Origin of the sequence: Micromonospora sp. WMMD712 (genome assembly GCF_029581295.1) — a bacterium.
Lineage (GTDB): Bacteria > Actinomycetota > Actinomycetes > Mycobacteriales > Micromonosporaceae > Micromonospora > Micromonospora carbonacea.
Window position 1 is genome coordinate 4,440,474 of sequence record NZ_CP120743.1, and the last position, 26,883, is coordinate 4,467,356.

The 26,883-nt window shown below is 74.7% G+C and carries 22 protein-coding genes; 16 read left to right on the top strand and 6 right to left on the bottom strand.

The features are described 5' to 3' along the window. The 3 genes from O7633_RS19180 to O7633_RS19190 all read left to right on the top strand — a co-directional run bounded on the left by O7633_RS19180 (position 1) and on the right by O7633_RS19190 (position 3,219). Positions 1-447: a hypothetical protein gene (locus O7633_RS19180; RefSeq protein ID WP_282323405.1), complete on the top strand. Its 447-nt coding sequence runs from the start codon at positions 1-3 to the stop codon at positions 445-447. Between the two features lie 46 nt (positions 448-493). Continuing rightward, on the top strand, positions 494-1,396 hold the full coding sequence (locus tag O7633_RS19185) for a sulfurtransferase (protein ID WP_282323406.1): 903 nt from the start codon (positions 494-496) through the stop codon (positions 1,394-1,396). A gap of 179 nt (positions 1,397-1,575) precedes the next feature. Further along, a complete protein-coding gene (locus O7633_RS19190; protein WP_282323407.1) occupies positions 1,576-3,219 on the top strand; it encodes a hypothetical protein in 1,644 nt (547 codons plus the stop codon). 144 nt (positions 3,220-3,363) lie between these two features. Here the strand turns inward: O7633_RS19190 and O7633_RS19195 are convergent, their stop codons facing one another. Next, positions 3,364-3,753 carry a hypothetical protein gene (locus O7633_RS19195; protein WP_282323408.1) on the bottom strand — a complete coding sequence of 130 codons (390 nt, stop codon included), beginning with the start codon at positions 3,751-3,753 and terminating at the stop codon, positions 3,364-3,366. Between the two features lie 481 nt (positions 3,754-4,234). Between O7633_RS19195 and O7633_RS19200 the strand changes: the two genes are divergently transcribed. The 3 genes from O7633_RS19200 (at position 4,235) to O7633_RS19210 (ending at position 9,687) form a co-directional block, all read left to right on the top strand. Beyond that, positions 4,235-6,022, top strand: a complete 1,788-nt coding sequence (locus O7633_RS19200; RefSeq protein WP_282323409.1) for an HSP90 family protein — start codon at positions 4,235-4,237, stop codon at positions 6,020-6,022. Positions 6,023-6,031: 9 nt separating this feature from the next. Then, positions 6,032-8,866, top strand: a complete 2,835-nt coding sequence (locus O7633_RS19205) for a hypothetical protein (protein WP_282323410.1) — start codon at positions 6,032-6,034, stop codon at positions 8,864-8,866. Between the two features lie 191 nt (positions 8,867-9,057). Next, the gene (locus tag O7633_RS19210; protein ID WP_278130506.1) at positions 9,058-9,687 is read left to right on the top strand and encodes a TetR/AcrR family transcriptional regulator; all 630 of its coding nucleotides are present in this window, start codon (positions 9,058-9,060) and stop codon (positions 9,685-9,687) included. A 201-nt stretch (positions 9,688-9,888) separates the two neighbouring features. On the opposite strand, the gene O7633_RS19215 is transcribed toward O7633_RS19210, so the two are convergent. Next, positions 9,889-10,152: a hypothetical protein gene (locus O7633_RS19215; protein WP_278136296.1), complete on the bottom strand. Its 264-nt coding sequence runs from the start codon at positions 10,150-10,152 to the stop codon at positions 9,889-9,891. A gap of 41 nt (positions 10,153-10,193) precedes the next feature. Beyond that, positions 10,194-10,544 carry a hypothetical protein gene (locus O7633_RS19220; RefSeq protein WP_282323411.1) on the bottom strand — a complete coding sequence of 117 codons (351 nt, stop codon included), beginning with the start codon at positions 10,542-10,544 and terminating at the stop codon, positions 10,194-10,196. A gap of 269 nt (positions 10,545-10,813) precedes the next feature. Between O7633_RS19220 and O7633_RS19225 the strand changes: the two genes are divergently transcribed. From O7633_RS19225 to O7633_RS19240, 4 genes are all read left to right on the top strand, one after another. After that, positions 10,814-11,578, top strand: a complete 765-nt coding sequence (locus O7633_RS19225) for a DUF5753 domain-containing protein (RefSeq protein ID WP_282323412.1) — start codon at positions 10,814-10,816, stop codon at positions 11,576-11,578. After that, entirely contained in the window at positions 11,575-11,760 is a 186-nt protein-coding gene (locus tag O7633_RS19230) for a DUF397 domain-containing protein (RefSeq protein ID WP_178062745.1), read from the top strand. Before O7633_RS19225 ends, O7633_RS19230 begins: the two co-directional genes overlap by 4 nt. A 241-nt stretch (positions 11,761-12,001) precedes the next feature. Continuing rightward, on the top strand, positions 12,002-13,339 hold the full coding sequence (locus tag O7633_RS19235) for a biotin carboxylase N-terminal domain-containing protein (protein WP_282323413.1): 1,338 nt from the start codon (positions 12,002-12,004) through the stop codon (positions 13,337-13,339). 197 nt (positions 13,340-13,536) lie between these two features. Then, on the top strand, positions 13,537-14,457 hold the full coding sequence (locus tag O7633_RS19240) for a hydroxymethylglutaryl-CoA lyase (protein ID WP_282323414.1): 921 nt from the start codon (positions 13,537-13,539) through the stop codon (positions 14,455-14,457). 150 nt (positions 14,458-14,607) lie between these two features. On the opposite strand, the gene O7633_RS19245 is transcribed toward O7633_RS19240, so the two are convergent. Beyond that, complete coding sequence (locus O7633_RS19245; RefSeq protein ID WP_282323415.1) at positions 14,608-15,177, bottom strand: snapalysin family zinc-dependent metalloprotease; 570 nt, start codon at positions 15,175-15,177, stop codon at positions 14,608-14,610. Between the two features lie 215 nt (positions 15,178-15,392). Here O7633_RS19245 and O7633_RS19250 point away from each other — a divergent pair, with 215 nt between their 5' ends. The 4 genes from O7633_RS19250 (at position 15,393) to O7633_RS19265 (ending at position 22,155) form a co-directional block, all read left to right on the top strand. Next, positions 15,393-16,925 carry an acyl-CoA carboxylase subunit beta gene (locus O7633_RS19250; protein ID WP_282323416.1) on the top strand — a complete coding sequence of 511 codons (1,533 nt, stop codon included), beginning with the start codon at positions 15,393-15,395 and terminating at the stop codon, positions 16,923-16,925. A 99-nt stretch (positions 16,926-17,024) separates the two neighbouring features. After that, on the top strand, positions 17,025-18,179 hold the full coding sequence (locus tag O7633_RS19255; protein WP_282323417.1) for an acyl-CoA dehydrogenase family protein: 1,155 nt from the start codon (positions 17,025-17,027) through the stop codon (positions 18,177-18,179). Positions 18,180-18,321: 142 nt separating this feature from the next. Continuing rightward, positions 18,322-19,365, top strand: a complete 1,044-nt coding sequence (locus tag O7633_RS19260; RefSeq protein ID WP_282323418.1) for an IS630 family transposase — start codon at positions 18,322-18,324, stop codon at positions 19,363-19,365. A gap of 138 nt (positions 19,366-19,503) precedes the next feature. Beyond that, a complete protein-coding gene (locus O7633_RS19265; protein ID WP_282323419.1) occupies positions 19,504-22,155 on the top strand; it encodes a helix-turn-helix domain-containing protein in 2,652 nt (883 codons plus the stop codon). 235 nt (positions 22,156-22,390) lie between these two features. On the opposite strand, the gene O7633_RS19270 is transcribed toward O7633_RS19265, so the two are convergent. Continuing rightward, a complete protein-coding gene (locus tag O7633_RS19270) occupies positions 22,391-22,891 on the bottom strand; it encodes a MarR family winged helix-turn-helix transcriptional regulator (RefSeq protein WP_074475687.1) in 501 nt (166 codons plus the stop codon). A gap of 103 nt (positions 22,892-22,994) precedes the next feature. On the opposite strand from O7633_RS19270, the gene O7633_RS19275 reads away from it, so the two are divergent. Further along, the gene (locus O7633_RS19275) at positions 22,995-23,576 is read left to right on the top strand and encodes a YceI family protein (RefSeq protein WP_074475686.1); all 582 of its coding nucleotides are present in this window, start codon (positions 22,995-22,997) and stop codon (positions 23,574-23,576) included. 306 nt (positions 23,577-23,882) lie between these two features. Beyond that, a complete protein-coding gene (locus O7633_RS19280) occupies positions 23,883-25,361 on the top strand; it encodes a glutamate--cysteine ligase (RefSeq protein ID WP_282323420.1) in 1,479 nt (492 codons plus the stop codon). An 87-nt stretch (positions 25,362-25,448) separates the two neighbouring features. On the opposite strand, the gene O7633_RS19285 is transcribed toward O7633_RS19280, so the two are convergent. Then, positions 25,449-26,795, bottom strand: a complete 1,347-nt coding sequence (locus O7633_RS19285; protein ID WP_282323421.1) for a hypothetical protein — start codon at positions 26,793-26,795, stop codon at positions 25,449-25,451. Between the last annotated feature and the right edge of the window lie 88 nt (positions 26,796-26,883).

The following is a 26,883-nucleotide window of genomic DNA, read 5'->3' on the forward strand; positions in this document are numbered from 1 at the left end:
GTGCGGACCATCCACGCCGCGCCGCTGCTGCGGCGCACCCTCGACGACCGGCCGGTCGTCGAGGGCGCGGTGCTGGTGACGGGGGACCGGATCGAGGCGGTGGCGTCGGCGGGCGAGCTGACGGCCGCGTACCCGGGGGCGCGGGTGCGGCGGTGGGCCGGCGTGCTCGGGCCGGCGCTGGTGCACGACGGGCCGCTGCCGCCCGCACCGACCCCGCGCGAACGGGTGCACGCCCTGTTCCGGCTCGGGGCCGCCGCGGCGCTCGCCGACCAGGTGACCGACCCCGGGGTGCGGGCCGCCGCCGCCCGCAACGGGGTCGCGCTGCTCGCGTCCGCCCGCCCGCCCGAGCTGGCCGTCGGCGGCCGGGCCGACCTGGCCGTCTTCGCCGACGACGGGAGCTGCCTCGCCACGGTGGTCGCCGGCCGCCTCGTGCACCGCCGCGCCTGACCGCGACCATCACCCTGGGGCGGGGGAACCGGCGTAGGTTGGGCTCATGCCTGTGCCGAGTGATCCGAATCCCCGCCTCCAGTCGTACGCCGACCCGCAGCGGCTCGTCACCACCGACTGGCTCGCCGAGCACCTCGGCGACGAGGGCCTCGTCGTGGTCGAGTCCGACGAGGACGTGCTGCTCTACGACACCGGGCACATCCCGGGCGCCGTGAAGGTCGACTGGCACACCGAGCTCAACGACCAGGTGACCCGGGACTACCTGCACGCGGCCGCCTTCGCCGAGCTGTGCGCCGCCAAGGGCATCGGCCGCGACGACACGGTCGTCTTCTACGGCGACAACTTCAACTGGTGGGCGGCGTACGCGCTCTGGGTCTTCTCCCTCTTCGGCCACGCCGACGTGCGGCTGCTCGACGGCGGCCGGCAGAAGTGGGTCGCCGAGGGGCGGGAGCTGACCCGGGAGAAGGCCACCCGGCCGCGCGCCGCGTACCCGGTGCCGGAGCGCAACGACGCGCCGATCCGGGCGTACCGGGAGCAGGTGATGGCGCACGTCGCCGCCGGCCGGCCGCTGGTGGACGTGCGCTCGCCGGGCGAGTACACGGGCGAGATGCTGCACATGCCGGACTACCCGCAGGAGGGCGCGCTGCGCGGCGGGCACATCCCGGGCGCGGTGAGCAAGCCGTGGAAGTCGGCGGCGAACGACGACGGCACCTTCAAGTCGGCCGACGAGCTGCGGGCGATCTACGCCGACCAGCTCGGGCTGAGCCCGTCCGACGACGTGGTGGCGTACTGCCGGATCGGCGAGCGGTCCAGCCACACCTGGTTCGTGCTGCACCACCTGCTCGGCTACCCGCAGGTGCGCAACTACGACGGCTCGTGGACCGAGTGGGGCAACCTGGTGCGGGCCCCCGTCGTGAAGGGCGACCAGCCGGGCGGCCTGGCCGGCTGACCTGCCGTCGGGGCGCGACCCGCCGTCCCGTCCCGGCCACGACCAGCGGCCCGGGCCGGGCCGTCGCCGTCCCGGTCGGGTCCTGCGGTGGGCAATGTGCCGGATGCGCCGCCACCGGGCCCGCCACCGGTGGAACCTGCGAGAGGAGCAGGATCCGCGACGGTGGCGAGGAGGCCGGGTTGACCCTGGATCGCAGGCTCGTCACGCTGCTCGTGCTGACCGCCGTGTTCCCGGCGGTCGAGGCCACCGTCCTGGTCGCCATGGGCTTCGTGGCGGCCGAGGGGATCGCGCCCCAGGTGAGTGCGGTCTGGCCGTACGACACGTACCACGACCTGCGGTGGCTGTTCGTCTACCACCAGTGGTGGCCGGAGTTCGTCCTCTGGCTGGTCTACGTGGCGCTCACCCGGGGCGCGCTGACCACCGTCCTCGTCGCGCTGGCCTGGCCGGTCGAGGTGCCCCGGCCGCCCGTACGCCAGCTTTTGAAGCGCAACGTCGGCATCTCCGTGGCGGTCACGGTCCTCGTCGTGCCGTGGGCGGTGATCTCGGTGGCCGCGTCGGTGGTGGCGCTGTCCTGGGTGCTGCTCGCGTCCCTGCTGCCGATGTTCCTGCTCGCGCCGTTCCTGCAACGGGCCGCCGCCGTCGGGCCGTGGTGGCGGGGGTTGCCCTCGCTGTCCCTGGTGGGGTGGACGCTGCTGAACTTCGTGGTGCTCACGATGGCCGGGGCGGTGGCGTGGAGCGTGCCCGGCTGGTGGACGGTGCCGGTGGCAGCGGCGGCGGGCGTGCTCAACGGCGTGCTGTGGAACCGGACGGTACGGGCGGCGGTGCTCGCGCCCCGGCTGCGGTGGGCCCGGGTGCCGGTGGCCCCGATCGCGGCGCTGCTGGCGCTCGTCGTGCCGCTGCTGATCCCGTCGCTGGTCAGCACGGTGCCCGGCAACCAGTTGCGCACCGAGGACGTGCTGCTCACCCGGCCGCTGCCGGCGGGGGTCACCGAGGCGGTGGTGGTGCTGGCCGGCTACGGCTCCGCGTACGGGGGCGAGCCGCCGCGCGACCCGAGGGTGGAACGGTTCTCCTACCGGGGGCTGGGCCCCGACGGCCGTCCCCTGCCCTACCGGCCGCAGGACACCACCATCTCGGTGGCGGACAGCGTCGGGCTGCTCGCCGCGCAGGTGGAGCGGCTGCACCGGCGTACCGGCCGGAAGGTGGCCCTGGTCGGGGAGAGCGAGGGGGCGATCGTGGCCCGCACCTACCTCGCCCGGCGGCCCCATCCGGCGGTGGACGCGCTTGTCATGTTCAGCCCGCTGATCAACGCCGGCCGGGCCTACTACCCGCCGCAGGGGCGGGAGCACGGGTGGGGCGTGGTCACCGGCTGGACGCTGCGGGCCATGTTCAAGCTGGGACGGCTGGCCGGCGCGCCCGGCAACGGGCCGGACGAGCCGTTCATCCGGTCGCTGCTCGACGACGCGCCGTTCTACCGCAACCAGCTCATGTGCCCGGTGCCCGGCGTGCGGATGGTCGCCTTCCTGCCGTACACGACGGCCGCCGAGGCGCCGCCGGGCGACTACACCGGCATCCCGGTCTTCCAGACGCCGGGCGTGCACGGCGGCCTGCTCAACCGGTCCCTCGTCCAGGACCGGCTGGTCAACTTCCTCAGCGGCGAGCCGGTCCAGCGGACCCGGCGGGAGTATTCCCTGTTCCAGCGGCTCGGGGCCGCCTGGCAGGCGCCCCCGCTGGCGATCTCGGCCAACCCGGTGTGGGAGGAGAGCGAGCAGCCGGACCCGGCGCTGACCGGCAAGGTCTGCCAGCCGACCCGGGAACCCGGGTAGCGCCGGTGTTCGGGCCCGACCGGCCCTGCTCGGGCCCGACCGGCCCTGCTCGGGCCCGACCGGCCCTGCTCGGGCCCGACCGGCCCTGCTCGGGCCCGACCGGCCCTGCTCGGGCCCGACCGGCCCGATGAGCCGGTGCGGTGGTCAGGCGCGCGTCGGCGAGCGCCGGTGCCGCAGCACCAGGCGGGCGGCGGCCAGGGCCAGCCCGAGGACGATCAGCACCCGGAGCGGGTGGTAGGTCAGGATCAGCAGGTGCGTCGCGCCGGCTGCGGCGACGGCGAACAACGCGAGCCGGGCGGACCAGCGCCGGCCCAGCGGGACGAGCGCCCCCGCCACCACCAGCAGCACCCCGGCGGCGAGGCTCGCCCAGGCCCAGCCGGTGACGTCGTAGTGGTATATCGCGCCGCCCTCGATGGAGACGTACGGGTCGCCGACGAGGTCGCCGACGCCGGCCAGCACGTCGAAGACGCCCGCCCCGCCGAGCAGGATCCCCGCCAGCACCAGCGGGCGCTCGTTCGTGCCGCCGTCGACCACCGTGCCCCCCGTCCGGCCGTTCCCGAGGGCCCCCGGCCCGGCCGTCGGCTCCGCCCCCTCTGGGCTTCAGGCTAGGGGCCGCCCGGCCGGGTGTCCGCCGATCACCGGGGGGAGCCGGGGTCGACTCCCCGCAGGCGACGGGCGGCCGATCGCCAGATTCGTCAGTGCGGCGATCCCGACGACCCACCCGAGACAGGATCCCTACCACCCACCGCACCCCCACCAAAGCCTCCTGCGCGATCTTGCACTTGCGGCCCCTCTTGCGCCCGGCTTGCGGGGATTCGCCGGGGCCGGAAGTGCAAGATCGCCGCTTGGGGGTGGGCGGCGAACCCGGCAGGCGGAGGAGCAGGAGGGTGGAGAGGGCGAAGGGGAGCGGTACGGGTCACCGGGTCGAGGGTCAAGTTCCGGGCGAACGGGGGCAGCCGGGCGTCAGTGATCACCGGTACGGTGGGCGCCGGCATCGGACCGGGGAGCAGCAGCGTTGGACCGCACCTTCCAGGTCGACCTCCGGGGTGTGGTCGACCTGCTCAGTCATCACCTGTACGGCAGCCCACGGGTCTACGTCCGTGAGCTGATGCAGAACGCCGTCGACGCGATCACCGCGCGCCGGGCGGGCGAGCCCGACGCCCCGGCGCTGGTGCGGATCTTCCCGCCCGAGCTGACCGGCGACGGGACGCTGCGGGTGCACGACACCGGCATCGGCCTCACCGAGGCGCAGGTGCACGAGCTGCTGGCCACCATCGGCCGCAGCTCCAAGCGCGACGAGCTGGGCTTCTCCCGGCACGAGTTCCTCGGCCAGTTCGGCATCGGGCTGCTCTCCTGCTTCCTGGTGGCCGACGAGATCCGGGTGGTCACCCGGCACGCCGACGAGCCGACGGTGCTCTGGACGGGCTACGCCGACGGCCGGTACGCCGTCGAGGTCGCCCCGGCGGCTCAGCAGCGCCCGGAGACCGGGACGACGGTGACGCTGGTCCCGCGCCGCGACGCCGACCAGTGGTTCGCCACCGCGACCGTCACCGAGCTGGCCCGGCTCTACGGGTCGCTGCTGCCGGTCACCGTGCGGGTCGGCGACACGGTCACCACCACCGGCGGGCCGCCCTGGCCGACCGCGCCGGGCACGGGCGTCGACCGGCCGGCCCTGACCCGCTACGCCCGGCAGCTCCTCGGCGTCGACCCGTTCGACGTGGTGCCGCTGTCGGTGCCCGAGGCCGGCCTGACCGGCGTCGCGTTCATCCTGCCGACCCCGGTGAACCCGGCGGCCCGCGCCGGCCACCGGGTCTACCTCAAGCGGATGCTGCTCACCGAGCACGCCGACGGGCTGCTGCCCGACTGGGCGTTCTTCGCCCACTGCGTGATCGACGCCGGGGAGCTGCGGCCCACCGCCAGCCGCGAGGCGCTCTACGAGGACGCCCTGCTCACCGCCACCCGGGAGGCCCTCGGCGAGCAGGTGCGCGGCTGGCTGGTCCGGCTGGCCCGGCACGACCCGCGCCGGCTCGGCGAGTTCCTCCAGGTGCACCACCTCGGCGTGAAGGCGCTCGCCGTGCACGACGACGAGATGCTCCGCCTGGTCGACCGGTGGTGGCCGATGGAGACCAACGTCGGCACCCTCACCCTGGCCGAGTTCCGGCAACGCCACGGCGTGCTCCGGTACGCGGCCAGCCTGGACGAGTTCCGCCAGCTCGCCGCGGTCGCCGCCGCGCAGGACCTGGCGGTGGTCAACGCGGGCTACACCTACGACACGGAGCTGATCGAGCGGCTGCCGACGGTGGACCGGTCGGTGCTCATCGAGCGGCTGGAACCGAGCGACCTGACCACCCGCTTCGACGCCGTCGACCCGGCCGTCGAGTTGGCGCTGCGGCCGTTCCTCGCCGCGGCGCAGCGGGCCCTGGAGCGGCTCGGCTGCGAGGTGGTGGTGCGGGCGTACGACCCGGTGTCGCTGCCCGCGCTCTACCTGGTCAGCCGGTCGGCGGCGTTCAACGACCAGCTCGCCGCGACCCGGGACGCCGCCGACGAGCTGTGGGGCGGGGTGCTCGACGCGCTCGCCGCGTCCGCCCCGCCGGACCGCCCGCAGCTCGTGCTCAACCACCGCAACCCACTGGTCCGCCGGGTCACCACCCTCGACGACCCGGAGCTGGTCGGGCTCGCCGTCGAGGCGCTGTACGGGCAGGCCCTGCTGCTCGGGCACCACCCGATCCGCGCGGCCGACGCCGCGCTGCTGAACAGTTCCTTCCTCGGCCTGCTCGGCCGGGCCGTACCGGGACGGGAGTGAGTGGCATCGATGAGTGACGACGAGCTGTGGCGGATGCTGCACGACAGCAGCGACATGCCGTACGGCGCCGGGCGCACGGCCGCCCTGGAGCAGCTGCTGCGCCGCGCCGACACCGGCGACGACCGGCACCTGGCGTTCGCGGTGCGGATGCACGCCACCACCGCGTACGTCTACGGCGGCGAGCCGGCGAAGTCCTTCGTCACCTTCTCCTGGTGCCTGGCCGAGTTCGACCGGGACCCGCAGCCCTACCACGAGCGCTACGCCCACCAGCTCCTCTGGCACTTCAAGTACATGGTCAACGCGATGCTGAAGTTCCCCGAGCTGCCGCTGGACCGCACGTACGCGGTGCTCGACGACATGCAGCGCCGGTACGCCAGCGCGGGGCACAGCCTCCAGGCCGTGCACAAGCACCGCTACCTGGTCGCCGACCACGTGGGCGACGCCGAGGCCGCGCAGCGGTGGTACCAGGAGTGGCTGACCGCCCCGCGCGACGAGCTGTCCGACTGCGCCGGCTGCGATCCCACCACCCAGGTCGCCCACCTGGCCCACGCGGGCCGGCACGACGAGGCGGTGGCGGTGGCCGAGCCGGTCCTCGCCGGCCGGCTGACCTGCACGGAGCAGCCGCAGGCGATCCTCACCGCGCTGCTGCTGCCCTACCTCCGTTCGGGGCGGGGCGACGCGGCGCGGGACGCGCACCGGGAGGCGTACCGGCGGCTGCGCGGCAACCTGTCGGACCTGTGGGACATCGGCGACCACGTCGAGTTCTGCACGCTGACCGGCAACGAGGCGCGGGCCGTGGAGATCGTCGAGCGGCACCTCGACTGGCTGGACCGCGCGCCCACCCCGGCCGCCGCGATGCACTTCGCGGCCACCGCTGCCGCCGCGCTGCGCCGCGCCGCCGCAGCCGGGGACGTCACCCTGCACCGGCGGGCGGCCGGCGACCGGCCGGCGGGCGAGGTGTCCGCCGCCGCGCTTGCCGCCGAGCTGACCGACACGGCGACCGCGCTGGCCGCGCGGTTCGACGCCCGCAACGGCACGACCCACCAGTCGGAGTGGATCGCCCGGCGGCTGGCCGCCGCCCCCGACGGCGAGCACCTGCCGCTGTCGGCCAGCCTCCGCCGCCGCCCGAGCCGCCGGCCCGAGCCGCCGGCGACGCCGGCCCCGGCGGCCACCGTGCCGGCCGGGGCCACCGCCGACGAGCTGCTCGACCTGGCCGACGAGCGCTGGCGTACGCACGACCGGGCGGGCTTCGCCGCCGCGCTGGCCGCCTACGACGAGCGGTTCGGGGCGACCGGGCAGCCGCCCCGGACGGCGGCGCGACGGCTGGAGCTGCGGGCCGGCGAGCTGACCGACGCCGACGGCCCGCAGGCGGCGCAGGAGGCGAACCGGGCGGCGCTGGCCGCGTACCGGGAACTGCCGGACCCGGTGCGGGAGCAGGTGGTCGCCGGCCGGCTCGGCGCGCTGCTCTGCCTCACCGGCGACGGCGAGGAGGGGCTGGCGCTGGCGCGGGACGCCGCCGACTTCCTCGCCGGGCACGGCGACGCCCGGGAGCGGGCCGCCGCGCACGACCGGCTCGCCCTCGCCCTGGCGCACCTCCAGCGCTGGGAGGAGGCGCTGGCCGCCGCCGACCGGGCGGCGGCCGAGGCCGACGTCGACCCGTGGCTGGCCGCCCGGGTGGCGCTGCACCGCGCGCACGTGCTGGAGGAGCTGGAGCGGCCGGAGGAGTTCCGGGCGGCGGCCGAGCTGGCCCGCCGGCTCACCCGCGAGGTGGGCGTGGGCGAGCTGGTCACCGCCGCCACCCTGGCGTACGCGCGGGCGACGGACGACCCGGCCGAGCGGGTGGCCGCCTGCGACGAGGCGCTGGAGACGGCCCCGGCGCAGGCCCGGCTGCCGGTGCGGGTGTTCCGGGCGCGGGCCCTGCTGGGCGCGGACCGGGCGGCCGAGGCGGTGGAGGACTTCGCCGAGGCGGTGACCCTCTGCGTGGAGCAGGGCGCCGACGGGGACGCCTTCCTGCGCTGGGAGCTGGCGAACGCCTACCGGGCGGCCGGGCGGCCGGCGGAGGCGGCCGAGGTGGCGGAGGAGGCGGTGCTCGGGCTGGACCGGCTCGGGGCGCAGGCCGAGGCGGACCGCTGCCGGCACCTGCTGGCCGGGATCTACGTCGACCTCGGTGAGCTGGAGCCGGCGCTGGCCCTGCTGGACCAGCTCGCCCGCAACCTCGACGGCCCCGACAACCTGCCGCACCGGGCGCAGGTGCTGGAGGAGGCCGGGGGCCTGCTCTACGACGCCGACCGGGACGCGCTGGCCGCGCAGCGGTTCGCCGAGGCGGCCACCGCCTACCGGCTGGCCGGCGCGCCGGTCGACGAGCTGCGCGCCCGCCGCCGAGAGGCCGACGCCCTGAACTGGTCCGGGGACGTGCCGGCGGCGGTGCGTGCCGTCGGGGTGGTGGACGGGCTCGCCGCCGCGCTGACCGGTCGGCCGGAGGTGCCGCCGGTGGTGACGTACGAGGCGGCGCTCGCGGCGGAGGTCGGTGCCCGGGTGCTGGCCGCCGACGACCGGCCGGACGACGGGCTGGACCGGCTGGCCGGGGTGCCGGCCCGGCTGCGGTCGATCGAGGCGTTCGGCGAGGCGGCCCGGGTGGAGCTGCTCGGTGGCGAGCTGCTGATGCGCGCGGGCCGGCCGGGCGAGGCGGAGCCGCGCCTGCGGGAGGTGCTCGGCGGCCTGCCCCCGGGCTCCCGGCCGGCGTCCCAGGCGGCGTGGCTGCTCGCCCGGGTGCTCGACGAGCTGGGCCGCCCGGACGAGGCGGAGGCGGTCCGGGCGGAGCACGGCCTGGGCGACGACGACTGACGGGGCCGACGGCACGACTGACGGGGCCTGACGGCACGGGTGACGGGCGACGACGACTGACGGGCCGACGACGGCTGCGGCTGCCTGGGCGACGACGATTGACGAGTCGACGACGACTGATGGTGCGACCACGGCTGGCGGGGGCCGACCGGCGGGTAACCTAGGCGTCCGGGCGGGTCTAGGCTTGCCGGGTGACGGTGGAACAGCGGGCACGGGGAGCGGCGAGCGGCGTGGCGGGCACTGGCAGGAGACGGTCGCGGCGGGACGAGATCCTGGAGATCGCGGTCGGGCTCTTCGCCGCCCGGGGCTACCACGGCGTGTCGATGGACGACATCGGCGCGGCGGCGGGCGTCACCGGCCCTGCCCTCTACCACCACTTCGCCGGCAAGGAGGCGATGCTGGCCGCCGCGCTGATCCCGGTCAGCGAGGGGCTGCTCGACGGCGGGCGGGAACGGGTCACCGGCCATTCCGCCGATCCGCGCGCGGCGCTGGAGTCGCTGATCGACTTCCACGTCGAGTTCGCGCTGGCCAACCCGGCCGTGATCGCCCTGCACCTGCACGAGCTGGACCGGCTGCCCGACGAGCCGCGCCGCCGCATCCGCCGCCTCCAGCGGCTCTACGTGGAGCAGTGGGTGACGGTGCTGACCGCGCTGCACCCGGGCCTGCCCGACGGCGAGGCGCGGGTGCTGGCGCACGCGGCGTTCGGCCTGATGAACTCGACGCCGTTCCTCGGCGGCGAGGTGGATCGGCAGCGGCGGGCCGCGCTGCTGCGCGCCGCCACGCTGGCCGCCCTCCTCGCCGAGGCCGACGCCGACGCCTGAGCCCCTGCCCCACCCGGGCTCGACCGGGACAAGTCGCTCCGCGCCGGGCTCGACCGGGACAAGATCGTGCTCGATCAGGGAAACAGTGATGTCGTTCCCCGGCGGATGCCACTCTTTCCAGGATCGAGCACGATCTTCTGCCTGCGTCGCCCGGTATGTCGAGTATGTCGACACCAGCCCTGGCCTCATCGCCCCGGACGGTCAGTGGCGCTCGGTCCGGTGAGGGCGGGTCGGGGAGAGCCAGCCGAGGAAGCGGGCGTGCATCGTCGCCCTGTCGGGCCGGCCGCCGAGCCGGTACGTGTCGTCCATGGCGTCCCGCATCGCGGCGGCCAGGTAGAACGCGAGCGCGACGCTGTGGCCGTGGAACTCGACGGGCAGGTCGAGCCGCGCGGCCGGGCAGGGCCACTGAGCGGCGCAGACCCGGCAGAGCCAGGCGGGGCGCATCGGTAGGTGCCGGCGGGGCATCACGGCACGAGCGCGGGGCACCGGGGGACCCGGGCGGGACATCAGCGCACCCGGGCCGGGCTCGTGCCCCGGGCGGGCGCGGCCTGCCGCAGGGCCGGGTTAGTGCCCCGGGCCGGCGGGGCCTGCCGCGGGGTCCCGGCGAGTCGGTGCAACCCCTCGCGCAGCACGAACAGCTCGCGCTTGGCGACGGCGTCGCCCCGGGCGTCCAGCTCGTACGCCTCGATCCACGTCCAGCCGTGGTAGGTGTGCCGGTCCGGCACCTCGCGGATGACCCGCACCGTGATCGGCTCGACGAACTGCGGGCTCGCGGCGCGGGTCAGGCGCAGCACGTCGCCCGGAGCGATCGACCGGCCGGTCACCGCCGCCTCCCGGCCCCGCCGCCTGCCGGTCACCGCCGTCTCCCGGCCCCGGCGGTCGTCGGCGCGGTGGGTCCTGCTCGGTTCGGCATCTGCTTCCCCTGTCCGTGGCCGGTGGAGAGGGGGCCGCCCGCGCCTGGTGCGCAGGACCGGCCGGGCGGCCCCCTCGACGAACGCGGGCGGGGGCTTCTCCGCCCTCCCGACCTACGCCGTCCCGATGACAGCCTGCCCAGGGTTGCGGTGCAATCACACAGCGTTAGATGATTTCCTTCGGACGTTCCGTCGGTTCCTGAAGGGACTCAGGCATGAATCATGCGTTCGTCACGGCGCTCGCCGAGGCGTCGGAGACCGCCGAGAGCTTGGCAGGTCGCATAGGGCTCCACCCGAAGACCGTCGCCCGCTGGGCCAATCCCGGGCGCATTCCGCAGACCCGGCATCGTGGCGAGGTCGCGAGGATCCTCGGCAAGGATGTGGCAGACCTCTGGCCGGATGCCCTGCGCCGCGAGCCGGTGTGGTTCCGGCCGTGGGTCGACATCGAGCGCGAGGCGGTCGCTATGCGCGCCTTCGAACTGGCCTGGGTGCCGGGCCTGGTGCAGACCGAAGCGTACGCCCGCGCCACGTTCCACGGGCAGCCCCTTTCGCCGGCCGAGGTCGACGACCTGGTGGTGGCCCGCATCGCCCGGCAGGCGATCCTCACCTGCGACCGGGCACCCATGACCGTCGTCGTCATCGACGAGCAGGTGATCCGCCGGGTGCCGGCCGGCGGGCGGGCGATCATGGCCGCCCAGCTCGCCCGCCTGGTGACCTGCGCGGAGCTGCCGGCCGTCCAACTGCACATCGTCCCCCGCGACGCCCCGACCTATCCGGGGCTCGACGGCCCCTTCACGATCGCCGAGCTTCCCGGCGGGACGCGGGTGGCCCACGTGGACAGTCAGGCCCAGGCGCAGATCATCGATCAGGCCGCCCAACTTGCTACGCTCGAACGACGGTGGGAGCGGATCCGGGGCGAGGCCCTGTCACGGTCGCAGTCCCTGGATCTCCTGAGGGAGGCGGCAGCAGCATGGACATGACCGGCGCGCAGTGGCGCAAGAGCACCCGCAGCGGCGGCAACGGCGGCAACTGCGTCGAGGTTGCCGACAACCTGCCCGGCGTCGTCCTGGTCCGCGACACGAAGGACCGCGACGGCGGCACCCTCTCCTTCTCGCCGGCCTCCTGGCGCGGCTTCCTCACGCTGGCGAAGCGCGTCGCCTGACCCGCTCACCCGGCGGCCCTTCGCCCCACAGCCCTCCCGCCTACAGCACCTCCACCCGCAGTCCTTCCGCCCGCAACCCCGTCGACCCGCAGGCCCTCGCACCCGCCGGGGCCTGTGCTGTGTCCGCAGCAGCTCGACACGGGCGGCTGAACCCGCCCCGCCGCCACGCGCTTGACTCGTGGACGCTCCGTCACCCATGGTTCCCTGGCATCGTCCCCACCCCTGGACGCTGGAGGAGAACATGATCGAATCGCTGCTGGTGGCCAACCGCGGCGAGATCGCCCGTCGGATCATCCGAACCGCGAACCGGCTCGGCATCCGCGCGATCGCTGTCCACTCGGAGGCCGACGCCGGCCTGCCGTTCGTGACCGAGGCCGACGAGGCCGTCTGCGTGGGACCGGCGAACCCGGCCCAGAGCTACCGCAACGTCGAGGCCATCCTCGCCGCCGCCAAGTCGACCGGCGCGCAGGCGATCCACCCCGGTTACGGCTTCCTGTCGGAGAACGCCGACTTCGCCCGTACCGTCGAGAGCAGTGGGCTGATCTGGGTCGGGCCCGGCGCGGACGCGATCTCCGCGATGGGCGACAAGATCAACGCCCGGAACCTGATGGCGGCGGCCGGGGTGCCGGTCGCCCCCGGCACCACCGAACCGGCCGCCGACCTGGACGCGGCGGTCGCCGCCGCCGCGGAGATCGGCTACCCGGTGATGGTCAAGGCCGCGGCGGGCGGCGGCGGCATGGGCATGGGCGTGGCCGCCGACGAGGCGGCGCTGCGCAGCGAGTACGACAAGGTGCGCGCGTTCGCCGAGCGGATGTTCGGCGACGGGTCGGTGCTGATCGAGCGCTACTTCCCCCGGGTACGCCACGTCGAGGTGCAGATCCTCGGCCTGGCCGACGGCCGGGTGGTGGCGCTCGGCGAGCGGGAGTGCTCGGTGCAGCGCCGCAACCAGAAGCTCGTCGAGGAGTCCCCGTCCCCGGCGGTCTCGCCGGAGCTGCGCGCCCGCCTCCTGGCCGCCGCCGTGCGGGCCGGCGAGGCGGTCGGCTACCGCAACGCGGGCACGGTGGAGTGCCTCTTCGACCCCGCCACGCAGGAGTTCTTCTTCCTGGAGATGAACACCCGGCTCCAGGTCGAGCATCCCGTCACCGAGCTGGTCTACGGCGTGGACCTGGTGGAGGAGCAGCTCCGGGTCGCCGCCGGCCTCGCGCCGACGTTCGACCCGGACGCGCTCGCCCCGCGCGGCCACGCCATCGAGCTGCGGATCAACGCCGAGGACCCGAAGCGCTTCCTGCCCGGCCCCGGCGTGATCACGACGTGGCGCGAGCCGGCCGGCGAGGGCGTGCGGGTCGACTCCGGCTACGTCGACGGAAACACGGTCACCCCGTTCTACGACAGCCTGCTGGCCAAGCTGATCGTCGACGGCCGCGACCGGGCGGAGGCGATCGAGCGGGCCCGCGCGGCGGTCGCCGCGTTCGAGGTGGCCGGCCCCAAGTGCAACCTGCCGTTCTTCGCCGAGCTGCTGGAGAACGACGAGTTCCTCTCCGGCGACTACGACACGGGCATCGTCTCCCGCATGCGCTGACCGCCGCTGTTGATCGCCGCTGTTGACCGCCCCGCCCCGCCGTCCGGCCAGGGGCGGGGCGGCCTGGCGGCGGGTCCCGGCGTTCTGGTTGTCTGGAGGGACCCATTGGCCGTCCGGCTTCGCCCCGTCGGCCGCCCTCACGAGGGGCGGCGGCGCGTGCGGCACCACCGGCGGCCCGACGTCACAGCGAGGTGACCATGAGCCAGATGCCAGCGGCGGTCTCGATCCGGGAGGTCGGGCCGCGCGACGGGCTCCAGAACGAGGAGCCCATCCCGACCGATGCCAAGGTGCGGCTGCTCGACGCGCTCTCCGGCACCGGCGTGCGCCGCATCGAGGCGGTGTCGTTCGTGCACCCCAGGGCGATCCCGCAGATGGCCGACGCGGACGAGGTGTGGCGGCGGGCGGCGAAGGTCGACGGGGTGCGCTACTCGGCGCTGGTGCCGAACACCCGGGGCGCGCAGCGGGCCCTGGCGGCCGGGTTCACCGAGATCGAGGTGGTGGTCTCGGCCAGCGACACGCACAACCGGCGCAACGTCAACCGGTCCACCGCCGAGTCGCTCGACGACATCGCCGAGCTGATCGACCTGCTGCACGGCGCCGGGGCCACCGCCGAGGTGATCGTGGCGACCAGCTTCGGCTGCCCGTACGAGGGGGACGTCGACCCGGCGCGGGTCGCCGCCATCGTCGACCGGGTGGTCCGCGACGGCGCGGACCGGGTCGCGTTCGGCGACACCACGGGCATGGGCACGCCGCGCCGGGTCCGCGAGCTGATCAGCGCGGTACGCGACCGCGACGCGCACGTCCCCGTGCTGCTGCACTTCCACAACACCCGGGGCACGGCGCTGGCCAACCTGCTGACGGCGCTGGAGCTGGGGGTGACCGAGTTCGACGCCAGCGTCGGCGGCCTCGGCGGCTGCCCGTACGCGCCGGGGGCCAGCGGCAACCTGGCCACCGAGGAGGCGGTGCACATGCTGCACGACATGGGCATCGACACCGGCATCGACCTGGCGGCCCTGGTCGAGGTGGCGGAGCTGGCCGAGGAGCTGCTCGGCAAGAAGCTGCCCTCCGGCGTCCTGCGGGCGGGCCCGCGCACCCGGCTGACGCCCCTGCCGGCCTGACGCCCCTGCCCGCCCGACCGGGCGAAGGGGCCGGGAGACGCGGCGGAGGACCGGGAGACGCGGCGGAGGGGCCGGGAGACGCGGCGGAGGGGCCGGGAGACGCGGCGGAGGGGCCGGCGGTGCGCCGGCCCCTCCGGTGTTCCCGCTCGGTCAGCTCACCGGGGCGAGCGCGGCCGGCCAGCTGTCCTGGAAGACGGTCGCCCCGCTGTCCGTGCCCCGCTCGGTGCTGCGGGTGCCGGCGAACAGGCTGGTCACCCGGCTCGCCTCGGCGCTGCTCGGGTACGGGTTGGTGCAGCTCGTGCCGGCGCTGCCGCCGGACATGAGGATCGCGCAGTTGCCGTTGTAGTTGTCGGGCAGGCCGAGGATGTGCCCGATCTCGTGGGTCATGATCCGCAGCGGGCTGTACTGGGCGGCCTGCTGGGTGTCGATGTAGACCCGCCCGTTGCCGAGGCTGGTCCGCACGGCGTACGAGCCGCCGCCGGTGATCTGGTAGATCCGGAGGTTGGTGCCGCAGTTCGCGGTCAGCGTCAGGTTCGACGTGGCGTTGTTCCAGATCGTGGCGGCCTGGTTGGCGATGCTGGCGTAGCTCGGGGCCTGGCTGGTGTTGTAGCAGATGGTCATGGCAGCGGACGCGGGCGACGGGTTGGCGAGGGTGACGCCGAGGGTCGCACCGGCCGTGGCGAGCATCGCGACCAGGGTCCGGCTGATTCGTGAGGCCATCGCTGACTCCAATCCGGGAGGGGGTGACGGGAGCCTAACGAGAATCATCTACGCATTTCAATATTTGGATCACGATCGGTCGATTCGTGGCGCGCCGGCGTCGGGTGTGCCCCGGGGTCGCCGATCGGGCGGCGGATGAGCTAACCTAACGATCGTTCAGGGTGGCCGGCGTGCCCGTGCGGCGGCCGGCGCGGTGGCGGCGATGGGGAGTCGGCGTGACGCTCGACGGTGAGGCACTGGAGCAGCTGCGCAAGCGCGCGAGGGCCGGCGGTGCGGACAAATACCACGCGGCCAACTCGGCCAAGGGCAAGCTCTTCGCCCGCGAGCGGGTGGCGCTCCTGGTCGACGAGGGCTCGTTCGTCGAGGACGGCCTCTACGCGAACGCCCTGGCCGACGGCCTGCCCGCCGACGGCGTCGTCACCGGCACCGCCGCCATCGACGGCCGGCCGGTCTGCCTGATGGCCAACGACTCCACGGTCAAGGCGGGCAGCTGGGGCGCGCGTACCGTCGAGAAGATCATCCGGATCATCGAGCGCGCCTACTCGACCGGCGTGCCGATGGTCTACCTGGTCGACTCGGCCGGCGCGCGCATCACCGACCAGGTCGACCTGTTCCCCGGCCGGCGCGGCGCCGGGAAGATCTTCTGGAACCAGGTCCGCGCCTCCGGCTCCATCCCCCAGGTCTGCGCGCTGTTCGGCCCGAGCGCGGCCGGCGGGGCCTACATCCCGGCCTTCTGCGACGTGGTGGCGATGGTCGAGGGCAACGCCAGCATGTATCTCGGCTCCGACCGGATGGTCGAGATGGTGACCGGCGAGAAGACCACCCTGGAGGCGATGGGTGGGGCGCGGGTGCACTGCGCCGAGTCCGGCGTCGGGCACTTCCTCTGCAAGACCGAGGCCGAGGCGCTCGACGTGGTCCGCCGCTACCTGTCCTACCTCCCGGCCAACTGGACCCAGCCGCCGCCGGCCGCCGAGGCGGCCCCCGCGCCGGCCAAGGCCGACCTGGCCGCGCTCGTGCCGGCCAGCGAGCGGCAGGCGTTCGACATGCGCCGGTACGTCAAGGGCCTGCTCGACGACGGCAGCTTCTTCGAGATCCAGGCGCTCTGGGCCCGGGAGCTGACCATCGGCTTCGGCCGGCTCGACGGCGAGGTCGTCGGCGTCGTCGGCAACAACTCGATGTTCAAGGGCGGCGTGCTCTTCGTCGACTCGGCCGACAAGGCGACCCGGTTCGTGCAGCTCTGCGACGCGTTCAACGTCCCGCTGCTGTTCCTGTCCGACGTGCCCGGGTTCATGGTGGGCAGCGCGGTGGAGAAGCAGGGCATCATCCGGCACGGGGCCAAGATGATCACGGCGATCTCCGAGGCGACGGTGCCGAAGATCTGCGTGGTGGTCCGCAAGGCGTACGGCGCGGGCCTCTACGCGATGGCCGGCCCCGGGTTCGAGCCCGACGCGACGATCGCCCTGCCCACCGCGAAGATCGCGGTGATGGGGGCGGAGGCCGCCGTCAACGCCGTCTACGCCAACAAGATCGCGGCCATCGCCGACGAGGCGGAACGGGCCGCCTTCGTCGTCGCCAGGCGCGCCGAGTACGAGCGCGACATCGACGTCGTCCGCCTGGCCAGCGAGCTGGTGGTCGACGCGATCGTCGAGCCGCACGACCTGCGCGCCGAGCTGGTCCGCCGCTACGCCGCCGCCCGCACCAAGGACCGGAGCTTCTCCCGCCGCCGGCACGGCGTCACCCCGGTCTGACCCGCCGCGCCCCGGCCGGCGCCGCCACCGCGACCCAGGGCCACCCCACCCCGTCGGCGTCACGAGCGCCCGGCGGAGGACTGCGTACAGGAGGAACCGATGGACTTCCGGCTCACCGAGGAGCAAGAGGCGCTGCGGTCCAGCGTGCGGGACTTCGCCCGCGAGGTGGTCGCCCCGGTCATCGCCGAGCACTACGAGGAGCACACCTTCCCGTACGAGGTGATCCGGCAGATGGGCAAGATGGGCCTGTTCGGTCTGCCCTTCCCCGAGGAGCACGGCGGCATGGGCGGCGACTACTTCGCGCTCTGCCTGGCCCTGGAGGAGCTGGCCCGGGTCGACTCCAGCGTGGCGATCACCCTGGAGGCGGCCGTCTCCCTCGGCGCGATGCCGATCTTCCGCTTCGGCACGGCCGAGCAGCGGGAGCGGTGGCTGCCGAGGCTGCTCAGCGGCGAGGCGCTCGCCGGCTTCGGCCTCACCGAGCCCGGCACCGGCTCGGACGCGGGCGGCACCCGGACCCGGGCCGTCCTCGACGAGTCCACCGGCGAGTGGGTGATCAACGGCTCGAAGGCGTTCATCACCAACTCGGGCACCGACATCACCGCGCTGGTCACGGTCACCGCCGTCACCGGCACCCGGCCGGACGGCAGCAAGGAGCTGTCCACGATCATCGTCCCGTCCGGCACCCCCGGCTTCACGGTCGCCCCGGGCTACTCGAAGGTCGGCTGGACCGCCTCGGACACCCACGAGCTGACCTTCGACGACTGCCGGGTGCCGGCGGCCAACCTGCTCGGCGAGCGCGGCCGGGGCTTCGCCCAGTTCCTGCGCATCCTCGACGAGGGCCGCATCGCCATCGCCGCCCTGGCCGTCGGCCTCGCCCAGGGCTGCGTGGACGAGTCGATCAAGTATGCGAAGGAGCGCCAGGCGTTCGGCCAGCCGATCGGCAACTACCAGGCCATCCAGTTCAAGATCGCCGACATGGAGCTGAAGGCGCACACCGCCCGCCTGGCCTACTACGACGCCGCCGCCCGGATGCTGGCCGGCGAGCCGTTCAAGCGGCAGGCGGCGATCGCCAAGCTGCACGCCAGCACGGTCGCCGTCGACAACGCCCGGGAGGCGACCCAGATCCACGGCGGCTACGGCTTCATGAACGAGTACCCGGTGGCCCGGTTCTGGCGCGACTCGAAGATCCTGGAGATCGGCGAGGGCACCAGCGAGGTCCAGCGCATGATCATCGCCCGCGACCTCGGCCTGTGAAAGGAAGGGCCCCCTGTTAAGCAGGTTGCCGTAAGTCCAGTCGGTAAGCCGGTGGGTTGAGGCTCGTCGTGCGGTGTGGACCTCGCTGGGTTTGCATGGAGTTTGCAGACAACGTGCAAACACCAGCGAGGCCACGATCAGTATGCGACCGCCACAGACCTACGCCAACCCGACTGACGCCGAGTACCAGGACCTACTCACCGTGCTGCACCACCAGTGGCGCGTTGCCCTGCGGGCGGTGGTGATCCTGCTCTCCGCCGACGGCATGTCCCCGGCCGAGATCGCCGAACTCCTGCACTACGACGATCCGGTCACTGTGCGCCGATGGATCCGGCGACACCACGCCGAGGGCCTGCCCGGCCTGCCCGACCGGCCCCGATCGGGTCGCCCCCGCCACGGCAGCGCACGCCTGGGCGAACGCATCCGCGCCCTCCTGGCCACCCCGAAAGCGTGGACCACCATCCGCATCTGGCGGGCTCTGGGACGCCCCGCGATCAGCCTGCACACCACCTACCGGCGCATCCGCGAACAGGCCCGATGGCGCCGGCCCCGCCTGATCGCCCGGACCGACCCCGACCACGACACCATCTGCACCCGCATCCGCGCCCACCTGCGGACCCTGCCCGCCGGCACGGTCCTCCTGGCCGAGGACGAAACCTACCTCGAACTCCTGGCCAAGGTCCGCGCCTGCTGGCAGCCCCACGGCCTACGCCACCGCATCCTCACCCCCGGACGCAACCAACGCCGCAGCATCTACGGCGCGGTCAACCTCACCACCGGCACCTTCCACCACCACCCCAGCGTCAAAGCCGTCTCCGAGGTGTTCTGCCACTTCCTGCAACACCTCCTCGACACCTACCCCCACGCCCCCGCCGTCGTCGTCCTCTGCGACAACGACACCACCCACACCAGCCGCCACACCCGAACATGGCTCGACCAGCATCCCCGCCTCCACCTGATCACCGGCGCCCGCTACAGCCCCCAGGACAACCCCGTCGAACGCATCTGGGCCGCCCTGAAACACCACATCGCCAACACCGCCGTCACCACCCTCAACGACCGACTCCGACAAGCCCACACCTTCTTCCACCACCGCACACCCGACCAGAACCTCACCACCGCCGCACCCTGGACCAGCCCATGGCTACCCCACAATTACCGACAGAACTTCTGGCCAGGCGCTTAACGCCTGAGGTAGAGAAGGGTCCCCTTCTCACGCCGGTAAGCTCCCGCGCGGGGCGCTGTCGGATATTTGTGCCGGTCAGCGTCGGCAGGGCGACGGTTGGCTGACGACAGTCACACCCGATCCGTACCCTTCCTGCCCATGGCTCCCGATCATGGCCGTCCGCCGGGCGCGGACGGTCGTACCGGACTGTCCGCCCTGCTGCGCGCGCACCGGCACGCCGCCGGCCTCACCCAGTCCGACCTGGCCGCCCGCGCGGGGGTCGGGGTGCGGACGGTCCGCGACCTGGAGCGGGGCCGGTCCGCGCGGCCGCAGCGGACCACCGTCGACCTGCTGGCCGGCGCACTCGGCCTCGCCGGGCCCGCCCGGGCGGCGTTCGTCGCCGCCGCCCGGGGGACGGCCCCGGCCGACCCCGCCCGCGCGGCCGACGAGCCACCCGCCGCCCCGCCGCCGTCGGTCACCCACCCGGTCGGCGTCGGGCCGTCGTCGGCCGCCCACCCCGGGGGTACGCCGATCGCGCTCCCGCCGCCCGTCGCGCTGATCGGCCGGGAGCGGGACGTCGCCGAGCTCGTCGAGCTGCTCACCACCGACCACGGCCCGCCGGTGGTCAGCCTCGTCGGGCTGGCCGGCGTGGGCAAGACGGCGCTGGCCCTGGCGGTCGCCCACGCCGTCGCCGGGCGGGCTCCCCGCGAGGTCGCCGGGGTGCTCGTCGGGGAGGGCTCGGACCCGGCCGACGTGCTCTCCGCAGCGGCGGCGGCCTTCGGCGCGGCCCGCGCCTCCGACCTCGCGGTGCAACTGGCGGCCCGCCCGGCGCTGCTGCTGATCGACGCGGTGGAGCGGGCGCCCGACCCGGTGGCCGGGGCGCTGCACCGGCTCGCGGGGGCGGTGCCGACGCTGCGGGTGCTGGTCACCGGGCGGCACCCGGTCGGCGTGCCCGGCGAGCGGGTCTGGCCCGTTCCGCCGCTGGACGTGCCGCCGCCCGAGCTCGACCCGGCCGGGCCGGACGTGCTGGCCGGCTACCCGGCGGTGGCGCTGTTCACGGCGCGGCTGGCCCGGGTGCGGCGGGAGCCGCCGGACCCGGACGAGCTGCCGGCCCTCGCCGCGCTGGCCCGCCGGCTGGGTGGGCTGCCCCTCGCCATCGAGCTGATGGCCGCCCGGGGGCGCATCCTCGACCTCAACGAGCTGCTCGACCGGTACGGCGACCGCGTCCTCGACCTCGCCACCTCGCCGGCCCAGCGGCCCGACCCGGGGTGGACGCCGGGAGGCGGGGCGACGGTCACCCTGCGGGACGCCGTGGCGGCCAGCTACCGCCTCCTCGCCCCGGACGAGCGGGCCGCCCTGCGTCGGCTCTCCGTGTTCCGCAACCGTTGGTCGGTGGAGCTGGCCGAGGAGATGCTGGCCGACGACGCCGACCCGGAGGGCACGGTCTCGATCGATCCGGTGCCGCTGCTGGACCGGTTTCTCCAGCTCGGCCTGCTGAGTGTGCGGGGGACCGGCCCGTTCCGGTTCCGGCTGCTCGACGCGGTCCGGGAGTTCGCCACCGAGCGGAAGATCGGTGCCGGGGAACGGCACGACGTCCGGCGGCGGCACGCCGAGGTCTTCGCGCGGCTGGTGGCCCGGACCGCTCCCGACCTGGCCGGCCCGCTGCTGACCTCGGCCGTGCGCCGCCTCGACGAGGCGACCGGCGACATCACCGCCGCGCTGGCCCACGCCGCCGTCGACGACCCGACGACGGCGCTCCGGCTGGCCGTCGGGCTGGCCCGCTGGTGGCGGTTCCGGGGCCGGGACGTCGTCGGGCGGCAGTGGCTGCGCCGGCTGCTGGCCGACCCGCGTACCGCCGCCGCCGATCCCGGGTTGCGCGCCCGGGCGGTGCTGGGCGCGGCCCGGCTCGCCGTCGAGCACGGCGCGGCGGAGCAGGAGCTGCCGGCGGCGCGTGACGCGTGGGCCATCCTGCACCGGGCCGGCGACGTGGCCGGGGAGCTGGAGGCGCGGGCGGTGCTCTGCGCCTTGCTGGGCGCGACCGGTGGGCACGACGAGGCGCGCGACCAGGCCGCCGCCGTCCTCGCCCTGGCCACCCGGCACGGGCGGCTGCGCGACATGGCCGTGGCGCAGCACAGCCTCGCCTGGCACGACATCCGGGTGGGCGACCTGGCCGGGGCGCGGCGTCGCCTGGCGGCCATGGACCGGTTGGCCGCCCAGTCCGGCGACCGGCGGTTGCGCCTGCTGGCGCGGGCCGACCTGGCCGAGGTCACCCGCCTGGAGGGCCGGTACGCCGACGCCGTGGAGCAGGGCCACCGGGTGGCCGCCGGGCTGGTGGAGGTCGGCGACCCGGGGCACCGGCGGCGGGCCCTCGGCACGATCGGCCTGGCGCTGGCCCAGGACGGGCGGCCCGACGAGGCGGCCGAGGTGCTGGCGGGGCTGCGCACCTGCGCGGCGGGTGACGCGGCGCTGGGCACCGAGCTGCTGGGCGGCCGGCCGGGCGAGTCCCGGTTCGAGGACGGGATCTGCGCGCTCATCGAGGCGAACATCGCCCTGCACCGGGCCGATCGTGAGCTGGCCGCCGAGTGGTTCGCCGCCGCGGCGGAGGGCACCGGCACCGGCCAGGACCGGCGGGACCTGGTGGAGGCGCTCGTCGGGCTGGCGGCGAGCACCCGGGACGCGGCCGTGCTCGACCGTCTCGACGCCGCCTGTCGGCGGAGCGGGATCAGCCTGCTGCCCCGGGAGGCCGAGGTGCTGGCTCCACTGCGGCGGCCCGGTCGGCCGGAGCCGACCGGGCCCGCCCGGAGATGTTGACGCGGGGGCGGCGCGAGCGAAGAAGCCCCCTGGTTTTACCCCTCGCTCATCGCCCGCGCCGGCACCCCCCGGTGCGCCCCCGCTGAGAGAACAGTAGCCACTCCCGGCGGGGAGATTTGCCCGCTTAATGCCGTTTGTTGCCGCTGGTGGGGCGGTTCTGCCGGTCTTTCTGCCGGTGCCCCTCCCGCGCGGTGCGGCCGGGCTCGTCGACGTGCAGGTCCCGCTCGCCGGGGCGTCAGGAGGGGGCGGCCTCCGGCGGGACCGGATCGGTGCTGCCGGCGGTCGCGCCGGGATGCACCGCGTCGCGTACGCGCCGGAGGCCGTGGAGGAGGGCGCGCAGCTCCTCCGGCTCCAGTTGGCCGGTGAACCACTCCTCGATGATCTTCAGGTGCCCGGGGAGGGTCTGGTCCAGGCGCTGCAACCCGGCGGCGGTGACCACCGCGTACGAGCTGCGTCGGTCCGACGGGCAGGCCCGGCGGCAGAGCAGGCCGTCGCGTTCCATCCGGTCGACCACCCGGGTCACGCCGCTGGTGGAGAGCGAGGTCTGCGCGGCGAGGTCGGTCATGCGCAGCTGGTTGCCGGGCGAGCGGGCGAGGCGGGTGAGCACCTCGAACTCGACCGGAGAGAGCCCGTGCTCCTCGAACTGGGCGGCGAACCGGGCCGACAGCCCGGCGTGCGCCTCGACGAGGAGACCGACGGCGGTGATCCGGGGGTCGTCGAACACGTTCTGGTCCACGAGTTCATCATAGCAATACTTGACACACGGAATATTGCTCTGTCTATAGTTGCTCCGTCAGTCGTTGGGGCACTTAACGAACTCTCTCCTGGAGGACAGCACCATGACCAGCAGCAACGGATCGGTTACCCGCGAGTGGGAGGGCCTCACGATCCCGGCGGCCGGCACCTACCTGCTGGACGTCGCCCACAAGCGGGTCGGCTTCGTCGCCCGGCACATGATGGTCAGCAAGGTGCGCGGCGAGTTCGCCGACGCGAGCGCCACCATCACGATCGCCGAGGACCCGATGCAGTCGTCGGTCTCCGCGACCATCCAGGCCGCCAGCATCAGCACCGCCCAGGCCGACCGGGACGCCCACCTGCGCAGCCCCGAGTTCCTGGACGTCGAGGCCTTCCCGACCCTGGAGTACCGCAGCACGGGCGTCAAGTCCCGCGACGGCAACGAGTTCGTCCTCACCGGTGAGCTGACCATCAAGGGCGTGACGCGCGCGGTGGAGCTGGAGGTCGAGTTCGAGGGCGTCGGCCGCAGCCCGTTCGGCCAGGACATCTTCGGCTTCTCCGCCAGCACCGAGATCGACCGCGAGGACTTCGGCCTGACCTGGAACGTCGCCCTGGAGACGGGCGGCGTGCTGGTCGGCAAGAAGATCAAGATCGAGATCGAGGGCGAGGGCGTCCGCCAGGGCTGACCGCCCCGCTCCCCGAGACCCGGGCCCGCGTCGCACCAGTCGACGCGGGCCCGCAGTCGTCCCGCCGCGGTCCTCCCAATGGGAGCGTGCGAATTGTCACGGTCGGCCCCTCGGCGGGGGCGGTGGCGCGTGCCGTCACCTGGGTAGAGAGGCGTCGGGAGCGCGTTCCGGGCCGGTCGCGGTCGCCGCCGGGGTGACCGTCCGGCGTCGACCTCTGGCCCGGCGCGGGGGGTGCTTTTACCGTAGAAGGTTCACAATGTGCGCTGCGGGCGGCATGCCCCGCCGCGCCTCGCGCCGGGAGGACACATGGGCAGGGACGTCGAGCAGGGCGCCTTCTCCCGAGAGGACAGGCTCCACTACCGGCAGAAGGTCCGGAGGTGCCTGGACGTCTTCGCGTTGATGCTGGACGACTTCGGCTTCGACGCCGACCGGCCGATGACGGGGCTGGAGATCGAGCTCAACCTGGTGGACCCGGCCGCCGAGCCGGCGATGCGCAACGACGAGATCCTCGCGGACATCGCCGACCCGCTCTTCCAGACCGAGCTGGGGCGGTTCAACCTGGAGCTGAACGCCGAGCCCCGGCTCATCGGGGGCAGCGGCTTCGCCGACTACGAGCGAGACCTGCGCAGCAGCCTGGACCGGGCCGACGCGCGGGCGGCCGCGTCCGACGCGCGGATCGTCCTCGTCGGCATCCTGCCCACGCTGACCGAGCGGCACCTGGTGGCCGACAACCTCTCCACCGCCGCCCGGTACCGGGTGCTCAACGACCAGATCGTCGGCGCGCGGGGCGAGGCCATCGAGCTGGACATCCGGGGCGTCGAGCGGCTCCAGACGCACACCGACTCCATCGCGCCGGAGGCCGCCTGCACGAGCCTCCAGTTCCACCTCCAGGTCGCCCCGGACAGCTTCGCCGACTACTGGAACGCCTCCCAGGCCATCGCGGGGGTGCAGGTCGCCGTCGGGGCGAACTCCCCCTACCTGTACGGCCGGCAGCTCTGGGCCGAGACCCGGATCGCCCTGTTCCAGCAGGCCACCGACACCCGCCCCGACGAGCTGAAGGCCCAGGGCGTACGCCCCCGGGTCTGGTTCGGCGAGCGCTGGATCACCTCGATCTTCGACCTGTTCGAGGAGAACGTCCGCTACTTCCCGCCGCTGCTGCCGATCTGCGGGGACGAGGACCCGGTCGAGGTCCTGCACGCCGGTGGCGTGCCCGAGCTGGCGGAGCTCCGGTTGCACAACGGCACGGTCTACCGCTGGAACCGGCCCGTCTACGACATCATGGACGGTCGGCCGCACCTGCGCGTGGAGAACCGGGTGCTGCCCGCCGGCCCGACCGTGGTCGACATGCTCGCGAACGCCGCCTTCTACTTCGGCCTGGCCCGGGGCCTGGCCGAGGCGGACCGGCCGATCTGGAGCCAGCTCACCTTCAGCTCGGCCGAGGAGAACTTCCACGCCGCCGCCCGGCGCGGGATGGACGCGGTCCTGCACTGGCCGCGCCTCGGGGACGTGCCGGTGACCAAGCTGGTGCTCGACACCCTGCTGCCGACGGCGGCCACCGGGCTGGACCGCTTCGGCGTCGCGCCCGCCGAGCGCGACCGCCTGCTCGGCATCATCGAGCAGCGCTGCCGCACCGGCCGCAACGGCGCGGTCTGGCAGACCGAGACGGTCTGGGCGGCCGAACGCCACCGGGGCATGGACCGCGACACGGCCCTGCACCACATGGTGCAGCGCTACGCGGAGTTGCAGCGGAAGAACGAACCGGTGCACACCTGGCCGGTCGACTGACGGGTCCCACCCCGGCGGGCGGCCCGGAGCACGACGCCGGGCCGCCGCACCGGGTCGGTCGGCTGGTCGGCCGCCGCGCCGGGTCGGTCACGCCGGCTGGTCGGCCGCCGCGCCGGCCGGCCGGGCCGGCCCGGGAGCGGTCGTCGGCGTCGCCTCTCCGGTCGTCGCTGTCGGCTCCCCGGTCGTCGCCGTCGGCTCCCCGGCCGCTGCGGAACGCTGCCGGGGCAGCGCCGCCGGCCCGGCGGAGCCGCGTCCGCCCGCCGTCGGCCGCGCGGGACCGTCCGCCGGCCCGCCACGGTCGCGGCGGGCGCTGCGGCGGTTCGCGGAGCGCTGGGCGAGCGCCGCCGTCAGCACCGAGCCGGCCAGGCCCAGCACCACGGCGTACGGGGCGACGAGGTGCGCCGACACCTGCTCCCGGCCGAGCGTGCCCAGGCCGGGCACGACCAGCAGGTACGCCAGCGCGACGAGGATCGGACCGGCCCCGCCGGAGGCCGCCGCCCCGAGCCGCTGCTCCACCGACCGGGCCGCGCGCCGCGCGGCCAGCGCCCCGATCAGCAGCGCCGAGCCGAGCGCCAGCGCCGCGCCGGGCCAGTAGAACCAGTCCCGGATCCAGAAGCCGGGCCGGTCGGCGCTGAGCTGCCAGATCCCGAGCTGGGCGGTGGTCAGCCCGCGTCCGGCGAGCACCCCGTCCACCACGGCGACCACGGCGAGGAGCCAGAGCCAGCCGACCGTGGCGATCACGTTGGCCGCCGCAGCGGGCGAGCGCAGCGCCCAGACCGCCACCAGCAGCCCGAGGAACAGGCCCATCCCGGCGTACCCGGCGGCCATGGCCTGCGGCGCGGCGACGCCGGGCACCTCCGCCATCCGCGCCGGCACGGCGACCAGCAGCACGGTGACCAGCGCGCCGACCGCGGCGGCCAGCGCCAGCGCGACCGCTCCCGCCGGGCGGGGCGGGTCGGTCGGCTCCGGGCCGGCGGCCCGGTCGGCGGCGTCGGCCACGTCCGGCCCCGGGGCCGCCGGATCCGGCTCGGCGGCGGGCCCCGCGTCGATCGTGGGGTCGCCAGTTGCGGGGTCGTCGGTGGGGGCGTCGTCGGTGGTCGTGGGGTCGGTGGTCGTGGGGTCGGTGGCCGTGGGGTCGCCGGTCGGGGCCGCGTCGGTCGGGGCGTCGGCCGGGCCGGTCGCGGCCGGGTCCTCGCCCCGGGCGACGGGACGCCGCAGCCGCTGGGCGCAGACCGCCCCCGTGATCGTCGAGGTGGCCGAGATCCAGGTCGCCCAGGCGAGGCTCGCCACCCACGCCGCCTCGCCCGCGCCGACGCCCGACGCCGACCAGTTGATGATGCCCAGCCCGTAGCCGAAGCCCAGTTGGGCGGCGCCCGCGCCGGCAGCGACACCGATCGCGGTGGCGATCGATCCTCCCCAGCCCCGTCTGGCCATGCCGGGCAGCGTAACCTCCCGTGGTCGGACCGGCGAGTCGTGGCACCGAACTCGGGCCTGGGCACCCGGCGCGACGCGGGTACGGTCG